We start from the raw sequence: 15,264 nt of genomic DNA, 5'->3' as shown, positions 1-15,264 counted from the left end.
TTTTTTTGGCAGCACACGAATGGGTATTGAAAACGTACCTTCCCGTGCTCCACTGTATCTTTACTCCGCTGCGCTCCATAAAGGATGCCGTTGCGCCCGGGGCTGAAAATCACCTACCTTATTTCAAAAAAAATTCCGCTATTTAAGCGGAAAATATTCGTGTACTTGCAATGGATTGACTTTACAATCCACATAAAAATAATGCACAATATCGGATTTGTCAAAGGCGCCATTTTTATTCGCATCTTCTAAGGTTCGAAAATACAATCGCCCGCGTTGATGAATCACGTTCCATCCAATCACTTCTTGCAAATCGGGGGAAATCTTTTGAAATCCTGTGCCGTCTAACACACTAATGTACAACCCATGAATATCACTTTCGTTAATTGCGCCGTCTTGATTCGTGTCGGCATCTTCCATTTCATAGACCAACAATTGCTTCTTGATACTGGCTGCCAATGCCGATAAATAACTCACCCGACTGATCAATACCTTTTTATCCGTAAGAACCCGCAAACTGTCGGTATCTTTCACTTGAAATTTCAAATTAGTCATCGTTCCGGCAATCTCAAATTCGCTGGTATTGGAAACAGTATGACTCGGAATTTCGGAATACGTAGTTTCTTTCAACCCTTTGTCTTCATACATCGCCACCTTCCCAACAGGAAACAGCAAAACTTGTGTACCATCAAACTGTATGGGTAAGTCGACCAAAGTCAGTGTATCACTTTCTTTTTTTTCAGCTTTAGCGGCCTGGTCTTTTTTATCATAAATTACTTTGGGTAGCGGTTGGTCATTCTTACAACCCACAACCAATACCGTAAGTATTCCAAGTGCAATTCCTCCCAACTTTTTCATAGGTCTGTTATAAACGCGCGGTTAAACGCAAATTAAACACTCGTGTTGTCATATAATTGGGAATGCCGTATTGATTTTTGGTATACGCATCGCGCACCCATGTATTTGTAATGGCATTCTGATTATTGAACATATTGTAAATCTCAAATCCCAACGAGAGATCCTTGAATTTCTTCAACCAATGTCCGTTCGGACGCTGTGCGTTTTTCTCCGTAAACACATAGAAAAACCCAACATCAGCACGGCGGTAATCGCGCAGGCGACTTTGGTACGTATACGCATCTGCATACGAAGGTGAACCGCCCGGTAAACCGGTATTGTACACAATATTCATGTACAATTTCAGATTTGGAATATTGGGCATATAATCCTGGAACAAAATCCCAAATTTTAAACGTTGGTCTGTAGGTCGCGCAATATAACCACGGTTGTTTTGGTTTTCTTCCGTTTTCATATACCCGAAAGTAAACCACGATTCCGTTCCTTTTACAAATTCTCCATTCAAACGCACATCCAATCCGTAAGCATAGGCCACCGCATCATTGTTGGCACGGTAACGAATACGCACATTTTCCAAGGTATAGGTATTGACATCTTGCATGTCTTTGTAATACAACTCACTTACCAAACGGAAGGGACGCTCCCACATTTTAAATCCGTATTCATTGCCCAAAACCACATGAAACGATTGCTGAGCTTTTACATTGGGATTCACGACCCCAAATTGATCCCGTAATTCACGGTAAAACGGCGGTTGGTAATAGAATCCGGTTGAAAAACGGTACAAAAGATCTTTTCCATCAACCTTATATGCCAATTGTACGCGCGGACTAAACACAGTTTGCGATTTGGAGGCTATATTTTGTCCCGAAACCGTCCAATTGTGGGCACGTACACCCGCTGTAGCAATCAATGTCCCACGACGTAAACGGGTTCGCGTATTCCATTGTGCATATCCTGAAAAACGATTAATATCAACAAAATTAGTAGCACGCACATTTTGATACGGCACTAAAGGTCCGATATACGGCTGATACGGTTGGTCCACAGGAATATCAATCACCGGCGGATTCAAAGAAAATCCAGCAGAATCAATCACTTCCCATTCAACAATACGGTCGCGAATATTTTCATGGGTATATTTTACACCCCAATCAAAGCGATGTTTTCCGGTTTGGTTGTTGGACCCTTTGATTTCAGCATTGAAAATCAATGCATCCAAGTTGTTGCGTGCGTGATTCAATTGGGATCCAATCGCCCGATTGAACGTAACATTACCAAACGTTTCCGAACCGATATTGGCATCTACTTCGCCTAAGAAATAAGATGCATCAATGTCAAAATATTCTTGTTCTTGCGTATGGTAAGCCGAAGCGATAAAACGGTAATTGTTATTATCATTCGGTTTGAAAGTCGTTTTGTAAGCTCCAAATAAGGTTTGATAACGGTCGTCTTCTTGTCCTTCGTAAAAAATTTGCAACGCAATGGGTTCGTCCAAGGTTCCAAAATTGGTTTGTCGTGTCAACGGTTGGTAGTTGTACCGGTTCAAGGATACATTTCCTAATAAACTATGGTTCCATTTTTCCGAAGGCATGAAATTCACATTCAACTGTCCGTCCATATACCGTGGACGGTAATTGGTTTGTGTCTCCTGACTATTCACCAATAAAGAATTATCGCGGTAGCGAATACCACCAATGGCACTCCATTTTTTATCTTTTGAAATCCCTTTAGCAGACAGTGCTCCTCCTAAAAAACTGGCATCGAGACTGGCCCCAAACTCCTTGGGCTTTTCGTAGGTAATATCCAATACAGACGACATTTTATCCCCGTATTTGGCTTCAAAACCACCGGCATAAAAGTCAATTTTCTGAATCAAATCACTATTGACAAAGCTCAATCCTTCTTGTTGGCCCGAACGAATCAAAAATGGGCGGTAGATTTCGACTTCGTTCACATAGACCAAGTTTTCATCGTAATTTCCACCACGAACCGAATACTGCGTACTCATGTCGCTGTTTCCATTGGCACCCAAAATTTTTAAAATATTTTCAACCCCACCATTCAATCCCGGAATTTTGCGAACTACTTCAGGGGTAACGGTAATCACACCGGTTGCTCTAGGTCGAACACCACTAATTACGACTTGTCCCAATTGCTCGTATTCACTATCCATCACCGGATTAAATTCCAACACTTCTTGGGATTGTACTTCAAAATTTTGGGTAACCATTTTAAAAGCGACGTGCTTAAAATTGACGGTGACTTTTTGTTGGGCGGGAACTTCGATGACATAAAATCCATAAGCATCGGTGGTCACTGATGTGGAAAGTGTCGAAACGTTGACACCTTCAATCGGTTTGTTATTTTCATCCAAAACCACACCCGTTATTTTCCCGGTTTGTGCGAAAGTTACTGTAGCTACGAATGTAAACAACAGCGAATAAAGTAATTTATGAATTGACAAAATCGTTATTTTTTCTTGGTTCGGTTAAATGTTGATTCAAATATAGTCGAATTTCCGACATGGTCGACCACTTCAATTTTCAAATTATTGGCACCATCATTTAAAAATCGGTCGTCGAACACATGAGTGATTCGTTTTAGTTTAGGTTCGTATTCAAACAACACCCATTGATTATTGATGTAGCCGTTTACTTTGGCCACACCCGTTTGATCATCCGAAATTGTTAAATTCAGGCTTTTGGATGTGGTCCAATCTTTATTTTTAGGTTGTTTGTACCAAACAATTTTGGGCGGTAAAACATCTTGGGCCAATTTAAACTTTCCTAAAGTTCGGGTGCGAATACTAAACGTGGCACCTTCCACATTTGTTGTATTGTATCCTAATTTTGCTCCATTTACGGAGGCGATGTAGGTTTTTGAGCGCAAAGCAACTGGAACGGATTCGTCGCGAATCGTCACCGTAAACGAATTATGAGCGGGAACAATATCTTGATGCACTTGTACTTCCCCATTTTTCACCTCAAACTGCAAATAAAAATCATCGTAAAACGTTTGGGCCTGAAAATAGACGGTCGCGTTTTCTTTTTCAAACAAAGCATCGGTTTTGCATTTGATAAAATAGGGCGTTTTGATTCCACCCTCCTCGATTTTTGCCGGCATATTGGAATATTCTACGGGGATGTCAACTCGTACTTTATTTCCATTAAAATCGGACACCTCAATCCTTTCTATCGACACAAAATTGGGAGAAACATTGATGAGTCCGCCCTCCCTCACATTGCGCAAATTGGACCACGGATAGGGATAATTGTAAAAGAGTTTCTGAAAACGTTGGTGCGACTTCTTATACCGTTCATAATCGATAAATGCATTGACATAGCGCGCTTCATCGAAAGGCATTTGATCAAACAACACTTCGAAGGTAGGCGCTCCGTTGTGCGACAATTGGGTAAAATAGGTCCCATTATTATTGAATGAAACATCATCGCGATCGTAGGCATTGATGGCAAAACCTATGGTTCCGGTTGCTTTCACTTTTTGCGCCAAATACGAACCATCGGCTTGTAAGGACAGACTTAACAATGTGGGACGTTTGGATTCATTGGCCACGGAATTGGCACCCACAGGATACACCATTAAATTGGCAATTGTAGGCGCTTTGGTATCTTTGATCGGAATGCCAAAATACAATGGATTTATAATTTTCTCGGTTTTGGAATCCCGAAATTCAAAATGCAAATGCGGCCCATCCGATCCTCCTGTATTCCCTGAAATAGCGATGAGTTCCCCTTTTTTTACGGGCAATTCACCCGGTTTAAAATAGGCTTCAACCGCAAAGGATTTTTCAGCATATTGCAATTCTTGAATTTTAGCTTCAATGGCACCAACTGCTTTTTGCAAATGGCCGTAAACAGTGGTGTATCCATTCGGATGGGTAATGTAAATCGCTTTCCCATAGCCATTGGTAGCAATTTTAATGCGGGACACATAGCCTTCTGCGGCTGCATAGACATTCAGCCCTTCCCGTTGTTGGGTTTTAAAATCAAACCCTGCATGAAAGTGATTGGGCCGTAATTCGCCGAAGTTCCCTGACAGTTGCAACGGAATATCCAAGGGCGCTTGAAAATAATCCTGAGGGTAATTCTGACTAAAAAGATAAGTAGTTGAAAAACAAAAAAATAGCATCCAGCGCATACAATCCACAATTTTGGCTAAGATAACAAAAGGGATTTGGAGTTAAAAACGAAAGCTGTTAAGAATTTCCAAAATCCTGAAAGGCAAATCTTTATCCAATTGTTGTAAAATAAATTTTATTTTTTGTGGTTTTTATTGGTTTAATGATGTCAGAATTATAAATTTGTGGGATAAAGTAACGAAACACGTCACTTATGAGTGAAATCACGGAAATCATTGATGCTCTGGAAAAAAAAGTTCAAAAGTTGTTCGCGAAGATCGACGATTTAGAACTTAAAAATCAGGCATTACAGCAGCAGCTAAAGGTTTCTGTCGAAGAAATCCAACAACATAAATCCGCAAAGGAAAATATAGTAAAGGACTTTGAAGCGCTCAAAATGACCAACGCGTTACTGGGCAGTGACGAATATAAACGAGATACCAAGCTTAAGATCAATGCACTGATACGAGAAATCGATTATTGTATTGCCCAATTGGCTGATTAAATATGAACGATAAACTGAAAATCAAGATATCGATTGCCGACCGTGTTTATCCATTAACTGTGGAAATGACACAAGAGGAAAGCCTGCGTGCTGCAGCTAAAAAAATCGATGCCATGATCAAACAGTTTGAAGAAAACTATGCCGTACGCGACAAACAAGATGTTCTAGCGATGTGTGCGTTACAGTTTGCTTCTCAATTGGAACAGAAAAAAACAGAAGTAGCTGTTTTGGACACGGATTCCGCGGATCGTTTAGCACAATTGAATAACGCATTGGAAAAATATCTCAACAAATAATAGAGAAAACGTTCTTATAACTAAGCAATAAAGACACTGCCTACATTAGTTCATTTTTGGTAAACTCAACACTAACAAATTAGAATGAGCAATTCGTCGCTACTATAGCAGGCCCGCTTGACGGGAAGCTTGAACAGCGAGCTAGCTCAAAACTTGTCTATACGAGTTTATACAAGCAATTAATGTAGGCTTTTTTTATATATAACCTTTTATTAACCATGAGTATAGTAGAAATCATAATTGGCCTAGTGGTCGGACTTGCCGGCGGTTTTGGTGTTGCCAAAATGCTTGAGAAAAGCAACGTATCGACCCTAATTAAAAATGCAAAAAAAGAAGCCGCATCGATTCTGAAAGACGCCAACCAAGAGGCAGAAAACATTAAAAAAGATAAATTGCTTCAGGCAAAAGAGAAGTTTTTAGAACTAAAAGCGGAACACGAGAAAGAAATTTTAGCCAAAGACAAAAAAATGGCTGAAGTGGAAAAGCGTATTCGCGATAAAGAATCACAAGTTTCGAGTGAATTGGCAAAGACGAAAAAATTAAACGATGATTTTGAATCGAAAGCCAAAGAATACGAAACAAAGATTGAAATCTTGGACAAAAAGCATCAAGAAGTAGAAAAGATGCACAAGTCGCAAGTGGAACAATTGGAAGTTATATCTGGTTTGTCAGCGGAAGAAGCGAAAGAACAATTGGTGGAAAGCTTAAAAGCAGAAGCCAAAACTAGCGCAATGGCGCACATTCAAGAAACCATTGAAGAAGCCAAATTGACCGCGCAACAAGAAGCGAAAAAAGTAATCATCAGTACGATTCAACGTGTAGGAACAGAGGAAGCGGTGGAAAACTGCGTTTCTGTTTTCAACATTGAATCGGATGATGTAAAAGGACGCATTATCGGTCGTGAAGGTCGCAATATCCGTGCTTTAGAAGCGGCTACTGGAGTAGAAATCATTGTAGACGATACGCCAGAAGCGATCATTCTTTCTTGTTTTGACCCTGTTCGTCGTGAAATTGCCCGTTTATCGTTGCATAAATTAGTAACTGACGGTCGTATTCACCCGGCTCGTATTGAAGAAGTGGTGGCCAAAACAACGAAACAAATTGAAGACGAAATCATTGAAGTAGGTAAACGCACGGTTATTGATTTAGGAATCCACGGATTACACCCTGAATTGATTAAGATTGTAGGGCGTATGAAATACCGTTCTTCATACGGCCAAAACTTGTTACAACACTCGCGTGAAGTAGCGAAATTGTGTGGTATCATGGCTGCCGAATTAGGATTAAACGTGAAATTAGCGAAACGTGCCGGACTGTTACACGATATCGGTAAGGTGCCGGATGCAGAAAGTGATTTACCACACGCTTTATTGGGTATGCAATGGGCTGAAAAATACGGTGAAAAAGAAGAAGTATGCAACGCTATTGGAGCGCACCACGATGAGATTGAAATGAAATATTTGATTTCACCTATTATCCAAGTATGTGATGCGATTTCGGGAGCACGTCCAGGTGCCCGTCGTCAAGTATTGGATTCGTATATCCAACGTTTGAAAGATTTAGAAGAAATTGCATTTGGTTTCCACGGTGTGAAAAATGCTTATGCTATTCAAGCCGGACGTGAGTTGCGTGTGATCGTAGAGAGTGAAAAAGTAACTGATGAAATGGCTGCTAAATTATCGTTTGAGATTTCACAAAAAATCCAAACGGAAATGACTTATCCGGGTCAAGTGAAAATCACAGTAATTCGTGAAACACGCGCCGTTAACATTGCAAAATAACGTAATGCTTATACCATAAAAAAGGGACCGAAATTCGGTCCCTTTTTTTATGTTGTATGTGCTTTTTTGTTTTTGTTAGAGTGGTACAGTCTTAGGATGCTGCAGTGAGCATTTCTTCAAATTCTTTTGTGGTAATGGGTTTGAAGTAATAATCTTTTACTTCTTCTTTGTATTCTTTGGAACGGTTCAAATCGGTGGAATCATTGGAAGAACTTACTAAATAAACCGTGATGTTTTTGTTCATGTTGTCTTTTATTTTTCGGAATTCGTCCAAAAATTGCCAGCCATCATAAACAGGCATATTAATATCCAATAAAATCAGATCGGGTTCGTTTTCCGTTTTCATCACGTTTTTCAAGCCATCTATGGCTTCTAAACCGTTGAAGAAAAACTTGGCATCGGCATCGATATTACACTTGTTAAAGAGCTTTTTGATTACGAAATGGTAGACGAGATCGTCATCTACTACAAAAATGTTATTGAATTTCATTACTAAAGTTGATTTTGAAAGTTGTGCCTACATTTACTTGACTTTCCACCTCAATAGTCCCCCCCATAGATTCGATTTGGTTTTTTGTCATAAACAATCCGATGCCTCTTGCATTGGGATGTTGATGAAAAGTCTTATACATACCAAAAAGCTTTTGTCCGTGCTTATCCAAGTTAATTCCCAATCCGTTATCCTTTATCACCAGCATTACATTTCCATTCTCTTTCTCTAATGAATAGGTAATTTCAGGTGTGCGATCCGGATGCGAATACTTGATCGCATTGGTTGTAAAGTTCAAAAACAAACTTTCTAAATAAGCTGGATTAAACTGTACGGTTTCTTTTCGATCTATCAAATTTACAATATTTACTTTATTGTCTTTAATTTCATTACTTAAAACTTCTAAGGTTTGGTGTAAAAATTCGTTTAAGTTCAAATCTTCTTTCTTATGAACAATCGTACTTTGAATATCTACCAATTCTTTTAAATGATCAATCGTTTCAGAAAGGGCTTTCGAAGTTGCTTTTAAGAATCCGAAACATTCGTCTTTTTGCTCTTGATCATTGGTTTCATCAATAATATTGATCAGCATTTTGAAATTACCCGTATGGGAACGCAAGTTATGGGAAACAATATGCGCAAAGTTGAGCAAACGATTATTTTGCTTGGAAATAATCTCCATTTGATGCTGCATGGCTTTCTCTTTTTCCTTTTCAAGGGTTACATCTGAATGCACACCAATAATTCTTAAAGGCTGTCCGTTATCATCGCGCTCGATAATTTTACCTTTACTGCGTATCCAACGGTATTCACCATCTTTGGTTAACACACGTTTTACGTTTTCATAATACGGAGTCAAACCGTCAATATGTTGTTGAATTTCTTCTTGATAAGTAGCATAATCTTCGGGATGGATACGGTCGTCCCATTTGGAATTGGTGACTAAATTATCAGTTTCGTCAAATTTTAGAATATGTAAGGATTCTTTTGAAAAATAAACTTTATCGGTAGCCACATCATAATCCCAAACCCCATTATGGGAAGCTTCTAAAGCAAATTGATAACGCGCTTCTGACTCGATGATTTTGAATTCACGAAGCTTGATATCGGTTATATCATTCAAACTACCAATAAACACTGCGCAACCATTTTCATCGATATCGATATTTGCTGTAGCTTTAAACCACAACGTTCCTTTATTGGTCAATTGTACCCGAAATTCATGGTGCCATTGATCGTAACAATCTTTGGCCACAAAAATGGATTTAAAAAAAGCGTCACGATCATCGGGATGGATCCGACTTTTAATCACTTCAAAAGGGTTGCAAGTGAGTTCGAACCGATTTACTTCAAAAAAAGAAATGATGCTTTTATTCAAATACGAGAAATAAAAGTCATCATTGGAGTTAACAGTAATCTGAAAAATTAAATCGGGAATCAAATTAAGAATACGCTTATGGTATCCATAACTATCATGAACCAATAGTTCTTTCGAGGCTAAGTTTGTTTTCATAATCCTATTGTTTTGGGGCGTTTGGGGCGCTTTTTTTACCTGATCTGTTAAAATCAGCAAACCAAATTTAACATTATTATCGATATATGGTACTTTTTTATCGATAAAATGCAGTTTTTGATTAAAAATAAGTGTTTTTGTAATCTTTATATTACATTTATTGCTTTCGAGGATGAAATTGATGCACAATTTGGGTCAAATGACGGCGATCGAGATGCACATAAACCTCTGTTGTTGTGATGGATTCATGTCCTAACATCATTTGAATCGCCCTTAAGTCGGCTCCATTCTCCAATAAATGGGTTGCAAAAGAATGCCGAAACGTGTGGGGACTGATGGATTTTTGAAGATTAATTTTTACTGCTAGATCTTTTATTATCGTAAACACCATAGCTCGGGTCAATGCTTTCCCTCTTCGATTTAAAAACAAAGTGTCTTCGAAGCCTTTTTGGATGTCTTGGTGCGCCCGTATGGTTGTTCGGTATAAGTTGATATATTTTAATGTGTACGACGCAATAGGGACAAATCGTTGTTTGTTCCCTTTACCTGTTACTTTGATAAAACCTTCATCACTAAAAATATCGGAAATTTTTAATTCAACCAATTCAGATACCCGAAGTCCGCACCCGTATAATACTTCCAGCATAGCCCGATTGCGTTCGCCTTCAGGTTTAGACAAATCAATGGCTGCAATTAATTGATCGATTTCATCCACGTTTAAGGTATCGGGGAGTTTGCGACCTACTTTTGGGGCTTCGATCAACTCCATCGGAGAATCTTTTCGTAAATCTTCAAATAATAAATAGGAGAAAAACGATTTTAATCCGCTGATGATTCGGGCTTGTGAACGGGCATTGACTTCTTTGGAACATTGATATACAAAATCTTGAATGATTTGAGGCGAAATTTGGAGCGGCGAAACCAAAATAGTGTGTTGGTTCAAAAAAGCGATCAGTCGTTCAATATCAAAGGAATAATTAGCTATGGTATTCGCAGACAAACCGCGCTCCAACCGTAAATAATTTTGATAGCCTTTTAGGTAAGTATTCCATTGCATGCCGAAAGATACAAACAAAAAAAGCCATCCCGAAGGATGGCTTTGAAATTATTCACTCGATTGATTACAATTTGTAGATCAAACCGAAAGAAGCTGTGCTTCCAAAGAAGTTGTTGAAAACGTTAGCATTAACGTCAATGCTGTTAGTTTTAAAATCTCCAGTTTTTTCTGAAGAATAACCAATAACGTTAGACAATTGGAAATCAATTGCTAAGTTAGAAGTAACGAAATAGTTGATACCTAAACCACCACCAATAGAGAAAGTGTTAGTTTTGTCAGCACCATTACCACCGTTATCATCTGAACCAAATCCTAAACCAAAGTTAGTGTACGTTTTGAAACGCTCACCCATGTTTAAGAAATAGTAACGACCACCAACATTAGCACCAAAAGTTTTAGTTTTAGTAGTACCGTTGTCAGTGTTTCCTAAAGCAACACCTAAAGTAATTGCAAATTTGTCAGTTAAGAAATAACCTGCTTCAGGAGCAATTGTAGAAGAAGAAGTTGTAACAGAAGTAGTTCCGTTATCATTTTTCTCATTGTTGTATTTTAACATACCACCAACGTAGATATCTCCTTCAGAGAAACCAAATCCTTTAGATTCTTTTTTGTCTTGCGCATTAGCTGTAGATAAAGCTAAAACAGCAACCATAGATAAAATAATTTTTTTCATGTTTTATTTTGTTTAAAATTATTGAGACAAAGTTAAAATTATTCCAAGCTCAAAAAATTTGATAGCAATTTGCAGTTATCAACATAGTTGTTAACAAAACCTATAGAGTAAGCATTTTATTTTCAAGATCTTAATTGATTTTTAAGCCTATTTAACGATTTTTTAAAAAATGGAAAAATCAAAAAATCACCGCTAAAAACCATTAATTTCAGTAATTTTAAGGTGAAAAATGACCAAAAAGCCCTTTTGAAAACGATGAAAATTATAATTATCAACGGCCCAAACTTGAATTTATTAGGTAAAAGAGAACCTGATGTATATGGCAATCAAGACTTTGAATCTTATTTTAACGCCCTTAAAAATCAATATCCAACGATTGATTTATCCTATTTTCAAAGTAATATTGAAGGTGAACTCATAAACAAAATTCAAGAATGTGGTTTTGATTATGAGGGTATTATTTTAAATGCCGCTGCCTATACGCATACGTCAGTCGGAATTGGCGATGCGGTGAAAGCTGTAACAACTCCAGTTATTGAGGTACATATATCCAATACTTTTTCGCGCGAATCGTTTCGCCACCAATCGTATATTTCTCCCCATGCAAAAGGAGTCATCATTGGATTGGGATTGAAAAGTTATGAATTAGCCTTGTATCATTTTTTAAATCAATAACATGAAGTTGTATTATTCCATCGCTCTTTTGTTTTTATTTACACTCTCTAATGCCCAAATCAAAGGTAAAATCACCGACACCAAAGGTCAACCCGTTCCCTTTGCCAACATATATATTAAAGACACTTATATAGGTACCACCTCAAACGACAATGGTAATTTTGAATTGTCGCCAAGACAAAACGGAACCTATACCCTACTCGTTCAATATTTAGGATACAAAACCGAAAAACAAGTGGTTGACTATTCAGGAAAAACCATAGTTGTTGATTTCATTTTAAAAGAAGAAGAAATCCAATTAAATGAAGTGGTCATCGATCCCAAAGCGAATCCCGCCAATGCGATTATCAAAAATGCCATCGCTAATCGTAAAAGCAATAGTGCAAAAACATCGAGATATACCTGCGACTTTTATTCGCGCGGACTCTTTCGCGTGAAAAATTTACCCAAAACGTTTATGGGCCAAAAAGTGGACTTTTTTGACGAAGTCATTGACTCCACACGTAGCGGCATCCTTTATCTTTCTGAAACGGTATCCAAATTGACGTTTCAAAAACCAGATAGAATGAAAGAAGTAATTGTGGCTTCCAAAGTGAGTGGCAAGGATAACGGATTCAGTTTTAATAATGCTGCCCAAGCCAATTTTGACTTTTACGAAAACTATATTGACCTTAATGCCAAAGCTATTTCCCCAATAGCAGACAATGCCTTTGCCTATTATAGGTATAAAATGGAAGGTTCTTTTGCCGATGAAAACAACCGCGAAATCAATAAAATTAAAGTGATTCCGCGGCGCACAAGCGAACCTGCATTTGAAGGCTACATATATATAGTGGAAGAAAGTTATGCGATATATGCCGTCGATTTAACTATAAAAGGAGTGCAAATACAGAATCCGGCGTTGAATTCACTCTCCTTAAAGCAAAGTTTTAGTTATAACAACGCCACAAAAGTGTGGTCTAAAAACACCCAAACCCTCGATTTTGAAGCCGGTATTTTCGGATTTAATTTCAACGGTCGCTTTACCTATGTCTATTCTAATTTTGAATTCCCCGATAAATTTGAGCGCAAAACCTTTACGGCTGAAGTATTGAAATTTGAAGAGAATGCCAATAAAAAAGACGATACCTTCTGGAATTCCATTCGACCCGTACCGCTAACCAATGAAGAAACATCGGATTATGTAAAAAAGGAATTGATTCAAACCAAACACAAATCAAAAGCCTACCTGGATTCCATCGACAAAAAGCGAAACAAATTCGGTTTCATGGATATCATCAGTGGGTACACCTATTCCAATTCGTACAAAAAAAGAAGTTTTACCTATGACGGTCCGCTTTTTTCTACCTCTTTTAATACTGTTCAAGGTTGGAAAGCACAAATTGGCTTTAGTTATAACCAACGTAATGAGGACAAACGCACTTATTATACAATCGGATCGCGTATAAATTATGGTTTTGCAGAACAAAAATTACGAGGTTCGGTTTATTATTCTCAAAAATTGGAAAACAAACACAATTCCTTTCTCACACTAAGCGGCGGTTCCTATGTAAATCAGTTCAATCCCTCTAACCCTATAACGGAAAACATCAACTCGATCAGCTCCCTGTTTTTTAAAAATAATTTCATGAAGTTATACGAGAAAAACAGTGCTACTATTAGTTTTAGTAGCGAAGTGACCAATGGGATTCGACTCAATGCCTCTGTAGACTATGGCGAGCGCAAACCGTTGTTCAACAATTCATTTCAAGCATCCGTAAAATCTAAAGATGTATATTCATCGAACAATCCACTTTTACCGTTGGACGAATTGACGCCTGCATTTACGAAATATAATTTGGTCAAAACCAACCTAACAGCTCGCTTTGATTTTGGTCAAAAATACTGGTCGCGCCCTGATGGAAAATTCAATATAGGCAATGGGGCGTATCCTACTTTAACCCTTACCTATGAAAAAGGGTTGGCAGGAAGTGACAAAAAATACAACTACGATTTTGTCATGGCACGGATTAACCAAGAATTAGAACTGGGCAATAAAGGAAATTTAGAATACAACTTTAAAGCAGGCAAATTCTTCAATGCCGAGCAAATTGCCTTTCCCGATTTCAAACATTTTAACGGTAACCAAACGCATGTCAATGGTGGTGGCACGTATACGAATGTATTTAACAATCTCCCTTACTACAGTGCCAGTACGAATGATGCTTTTGTAGAGTTTCACATGGAGCACAACGACCAAGGATTTATCATGAATAAAATTCCGTTATTGAACAAAATCAATGCTCAACTCGTTGTCGGGTACCATAATTTATCTATTCCCCATCGCACACCGTATCATGAATTTACGGTAGGATTGGATAATTTAGGGTTTAAAAAATTCAAAATTTTACGCATTGACTATATCCGCTCCTACCAAAGTGGCTATGTAGGTGACGCCATATTGTTTGGATTGAAATTTTTAGATATGGTTGAATAAACAAACCACATCCCAAGCAAAGCGAAGTAATGTTCCAATTACAACGAATAAAAACACTTTCCGAATGAATTGATTTCCTTTGGAAATGGCGGTTTTGGCTCCAATCCAACCACCCGTTGCATTGGCAAGTGCCATAGGAAGTGCTAATGTCCAAATAATTTTTCCTTTGAGTAAAAAAAGGAGGATCGAACCCAAATTGGTGGCCAGATTGACCATTTTGGCATGAGCCGAAGCTTGCAAAAAGTCAAACCCGAGTACAAGAATGAAGCCGATCACCAGAAAACTGCCCGTTCCCGGACCAATAAAGCCGTCATAAAAACCGATGACTACTGACAATAGTATACCATAAATAAGGAGTTCGTTGTCAGTTCGCAACTTTTGTGATTGTTGCCCAAAGTCTTTTTTCACAAACGTATAAATTGCAATTCCGATTAATACGATTAAAAGTACGGGTTTCATAAAGTCGTTGCGCACTTGGGTCAGCAACCACGAACCACAGAAAGAAGCCAGAAAAGCTAAAGTACCCATCAATATTAGCAACCGTAGTTTTAAAGCTACTCTTCGCACATATTGTCGGGCGGCCATTGAAGTGCCACTAAAAGCGGGTATTTTCAAAGTCCCTATCAAAGTCGCTACCGACTCTTTGGGCAGAACAATCATCGCCACGGGCGTTTGTATGAGTCCACCCCCGCCCACAACCGCATCGACAAAACCCGCCGCAAAAGCCGCAAGACAAAGAATTATAATTGCATAGATTTCCATGGATTCAAAAATTCCAAAACAAAGAAATTCCAAATTC

The 15,264-nt window shown here is 38.3% G+C and carries 13 protein-coding genes; 5 read left to right on the top strand and 8 right to left on the bottom strand.

The features are described 5' to 3' along the window. Window positions 1-138: 138 nt before the first annotated feature. The 3 genes from EQG61_RS07875 to EQG61_RS07865 are packed head-to-tail and all read right to left on the bottom strand — an operon-like array spanning window position 139 to window position 5,019. Window positions 139-858 (bottom strand): hypothetical protein, encoded by a 720-nt coding sequence (locus EQG61_RS07875; protein ID WP_129461380.1) that lies wholly within the window; start codon window positions 856-858, stop codon window positions 139-141. Window positions 859-865: 7 nt separating this feature from the next. Continuing rightward, a complete protein-coding gene (locus EQG61_RS07870; protein WP_129461379.1) occupies window positions 866-3,325 on the bottom strand; it encodes a TonB-dependent receptor in 2,460 nt (819 codons plus the stop codon). Window positions 3,326-3,330: 5 nt separating this feature from the next. Next, window positions 3,331-5,019 (bottom strand): M23 family metallopeptidase, encoded by a 1,689-nt coding sequence (locus EQG61_RS07865; protein ID WP_129461378.1) that lies wholly within the window; start codon window positions 5,017-5,019, stop codon window positions 3,331-3,333. Between the two features lie 194 nt (window positions 5,020-5,213). Here EQG61_RS07865 and EQG61_RS07860 point away from each other — a divergent pair, with 194 nt between their 5' ends. The 3 genes from EQG61_RS07860 to rny all read left to right on the top strand — a co-directional run bounded on the left by EQG61_RS07860 (window position 5,214) and on the right by rny (window position 7,581). Next, entirely contained in the window at window positions 5,214-5,504 is a 291-nt protein-coding gene (locus EQG61_RS07860; RefSeq protein WP_129461377.1) for a hypothetical protein, read from the top strand. A 2-nt stretch (window positions 5,505-5,506) separates the two neighbouring features. Then, window positions 5,507-5,800 carry a cell division protein ZapA gene (locus EQG61_RS07855; RefSeq protein ID WP_129461376.1) on the top strand — a complete coding sequence of 98 codons (294 nt, stop codon included), beginning with the start codon at window positions 5,507-5,509 and terminating at the stop codon, window positions 5,798-5,800. Between the two features lie 218 nt (window positions 5,801-6,018). Beyond that, window positions 6,019-7,581, top strand: coding sequence for a ribonuclease Y (gene rny / locus EQG61_RS07850; RefSeq protein ID WP_129461375.1), 1,563 nt, complete (start codon window positions 6,019-6,021; stop codon window positions 7,579-7,581). Window positions 7,582-7,672: 91 nt separating this feature from the next. On the opposite strand, the gene EQG61_RS07845 is transcribed toward rny, so the two are convergent. From EQG61_RS07845 to EQG61_RS07830, 4 genes are all read right to left on the bottom strand, one after another. Continuing rightward, window positions 7,673-8,071: a response regulator gene (locus EQG61_RS07845; RefSeq protein WP_129461374.1), complete on the bottom strand. Its 399-nt coding sequence runs from the start codon at window positions 8,069-8,071 to the stop codon at window positions 7,673-7,675. Beyond that, window positions 8,058-9,584: a PAS domain-containing sensor histidine kinase gene (locus tag EQG61_RS07840; RefSeq protein WP_129461373.1), complete on the bottom strand. Its 1,527-nt coding sequence runs from the start codon at window positions 9,582-9,584 to the stop codon at window positions 8,058-8,060. Before EQG61_RS07840 ends, EQG61_RS07845 begins: the two co-directional genes overlap by 14 nt. A 157-nt stretch (window positions 9,585-9,741) precedes the next feature. After that, window positions 9,742-10,641 (bottom strand): site-specific tyrosine recombinase XerD, encoded by a 900-nt coding sequence (xerD, locus tag EQG61_RS07835; RefSeq protein ID WP_129461372.1) that lies wholly within the window; start codon window positions 10,639-10,641, stop codon window positions 9,742-9,744. Between the two features lie 64 nt (window positions 10,642-10,705). Further along, window positions 10,706-11,314, bottom strand: coding sequence for an outer membrane beta-barrel protein (locus EQG61_RS07830; protein WP_129461371.1), 609 nt, complete (start codon window positions 11,312-11,314; stop codon window positions 10,706-10,708). Between the two features lie 255 nt (window positions 11,315-11,569). Between EQG61_RS07830 and aroQ the strand changes: the two genes are divergently transcribed. Both aroQ and EQG61_RS07820 read left to right on the top strand, forming a co-directional pair. Then, on the top strand, window positions 11,570-11,989 hold the full coding sequence (gene aroQ, locus EQG61_RS07825; RefSeq protein ID WP_129461370.1) for a type II 3-dehydroquinate dehydratase: 420 nt from the start codon (window positions 11,570-11,572) through the stop codon (window positions 11,987-11,989). Between the two features lies 1 nt (window position 11,990). Beyond that, entirely contained in the window at window positions 11,991-14,465 is a 2,475-nt protein-coding gene (locus EQG61_RS07820; protein WP_129461369.1) for a DUF5686 and carboxypeptidase regulatory-like domain-containing protein, read from the top strand. On the opposite strand, the gene EQG61_RS07815 is transcribed toward EQG61_RS07820, so the two are convergent. After that, window positions 14,448-15,227: a sulfite exporter TauE/SafE family protein gene (locus EQG61_RS07815; RefSeq protein ID WP_129461368.1), complete on the bottom strand. Its 780-nt coding sequence runs from the start codon at window positions 15,225-15,227 to the stop codon at window positions 14,448-14,450. The genes EQG61_RS07820 and EQG61_RS07815 overlap by 18 nt on opposite strands. Between the last annotated feature and the right edge of the window lie 37 nt (window positions 15,228-15,264).

This window comes from Flavobacterium stagni (assembly GCF_004122105.1).
GTDB classification, from domain to species: domain Bacteria; phylum Bacteroidota; class Bacteroidia; order Flavobacteriales; family Flavobacteriaceae; genus Flavobacterium; species Flavobacterium stagni.
This window is presented reverse-complemented; position numbering and strand designations above follow the sequence as displayed.

What these genes read in the sequence shown, in the direction of transcription:
- EQG61_RS07820 (WP_129461369.1), top strand. Translation starts at nt 11,991, where the DNA reads ATGAAGTTGTATTATTCCATCGCTCTTTTGTTTTTATTTACACTCTCT.
- rny (WP_129461375.1), top strand. Translation starts at nt 6,019, where the DNA reads ATGAGTATAGTAGAAATCATAATTGGCCTAGTGGTCGGACTTGCCGGC.
- EQG61_RS07830 (WP_129461371.1), bottom strand. Translation starts at nt 11,314, where the DNA reads ATGAAAAAAATTATTTTATCTATGGTTGCTGTTTTAGCTTTATCTACA.
- EQG61_RS07860 (WP_129461377.1), top strand. Translation starts at nt 5,214, where the DNA reads ATGAGTGAAATCACGGAAATCATTGATGCTCTGGAAAAAAAAGTTCAA.
- xerD (WP_129461372.1), bottom strand. Translation starts at nt 10,641, where the DNA reads ATGCAATGGAATACTTACCTAAAAGGCTATCAAAATTATTTACGGTTG.
- EQG61_RS07845 (WP_129461374.1), bottom strand. Translation starts at nt 8,071, where the DNA reads ATGAAATTCAATAACATTTTTGTAGTAGATGACGATCTCGTCTACCAT.
- EQG61_RS07865 (WP_129461378.1), bottom strand. Translation starts at nt 5,019, where the DNA reads ATGCGCTGGATGCTATTTTTTTGTTTTTCAACTACTTATCTTTTTAGT.
- EQG61_RS07840 (WP_129461373.1), bottom strand. Translation starts at nt 9,584, where the DNA reads ATGAAAACAAACTTAGCCTCGAAAGAACTATTGGTTCATGATAGTTAT.
- EQG61_RS07875 (WP_129461380.1), bottom strand. Translation starts at nt 858, where the DNA reads ATGAAAAAGTTGGGAGGAATTGCACTTGGAATACTTACGGTATTGGTT.
- aroQ (WP_129461370.1), top strand. Translation starts at nt 11,570, where the DNA reads ATGAAAATTATAATTATCAACGGCCCAAACTTGAATTTATTAGGTAAA.
- EQG61_RS07815 (WP_129461368.1), bottom strand. Translation starts at nt 15,227, where the DNA reads ATGGAAATCTATGCAATTATAATTCTTTGTCTTGCGGCTTTTGCGGCG.
- EQG61_RS07855 (WP_129461376.1), top strand. Translation starts at nt 5,507, where the DNA reads ATGAACGATAAACTGAAAATCAAGATATCGATTGCCGACCGTGTTTAT.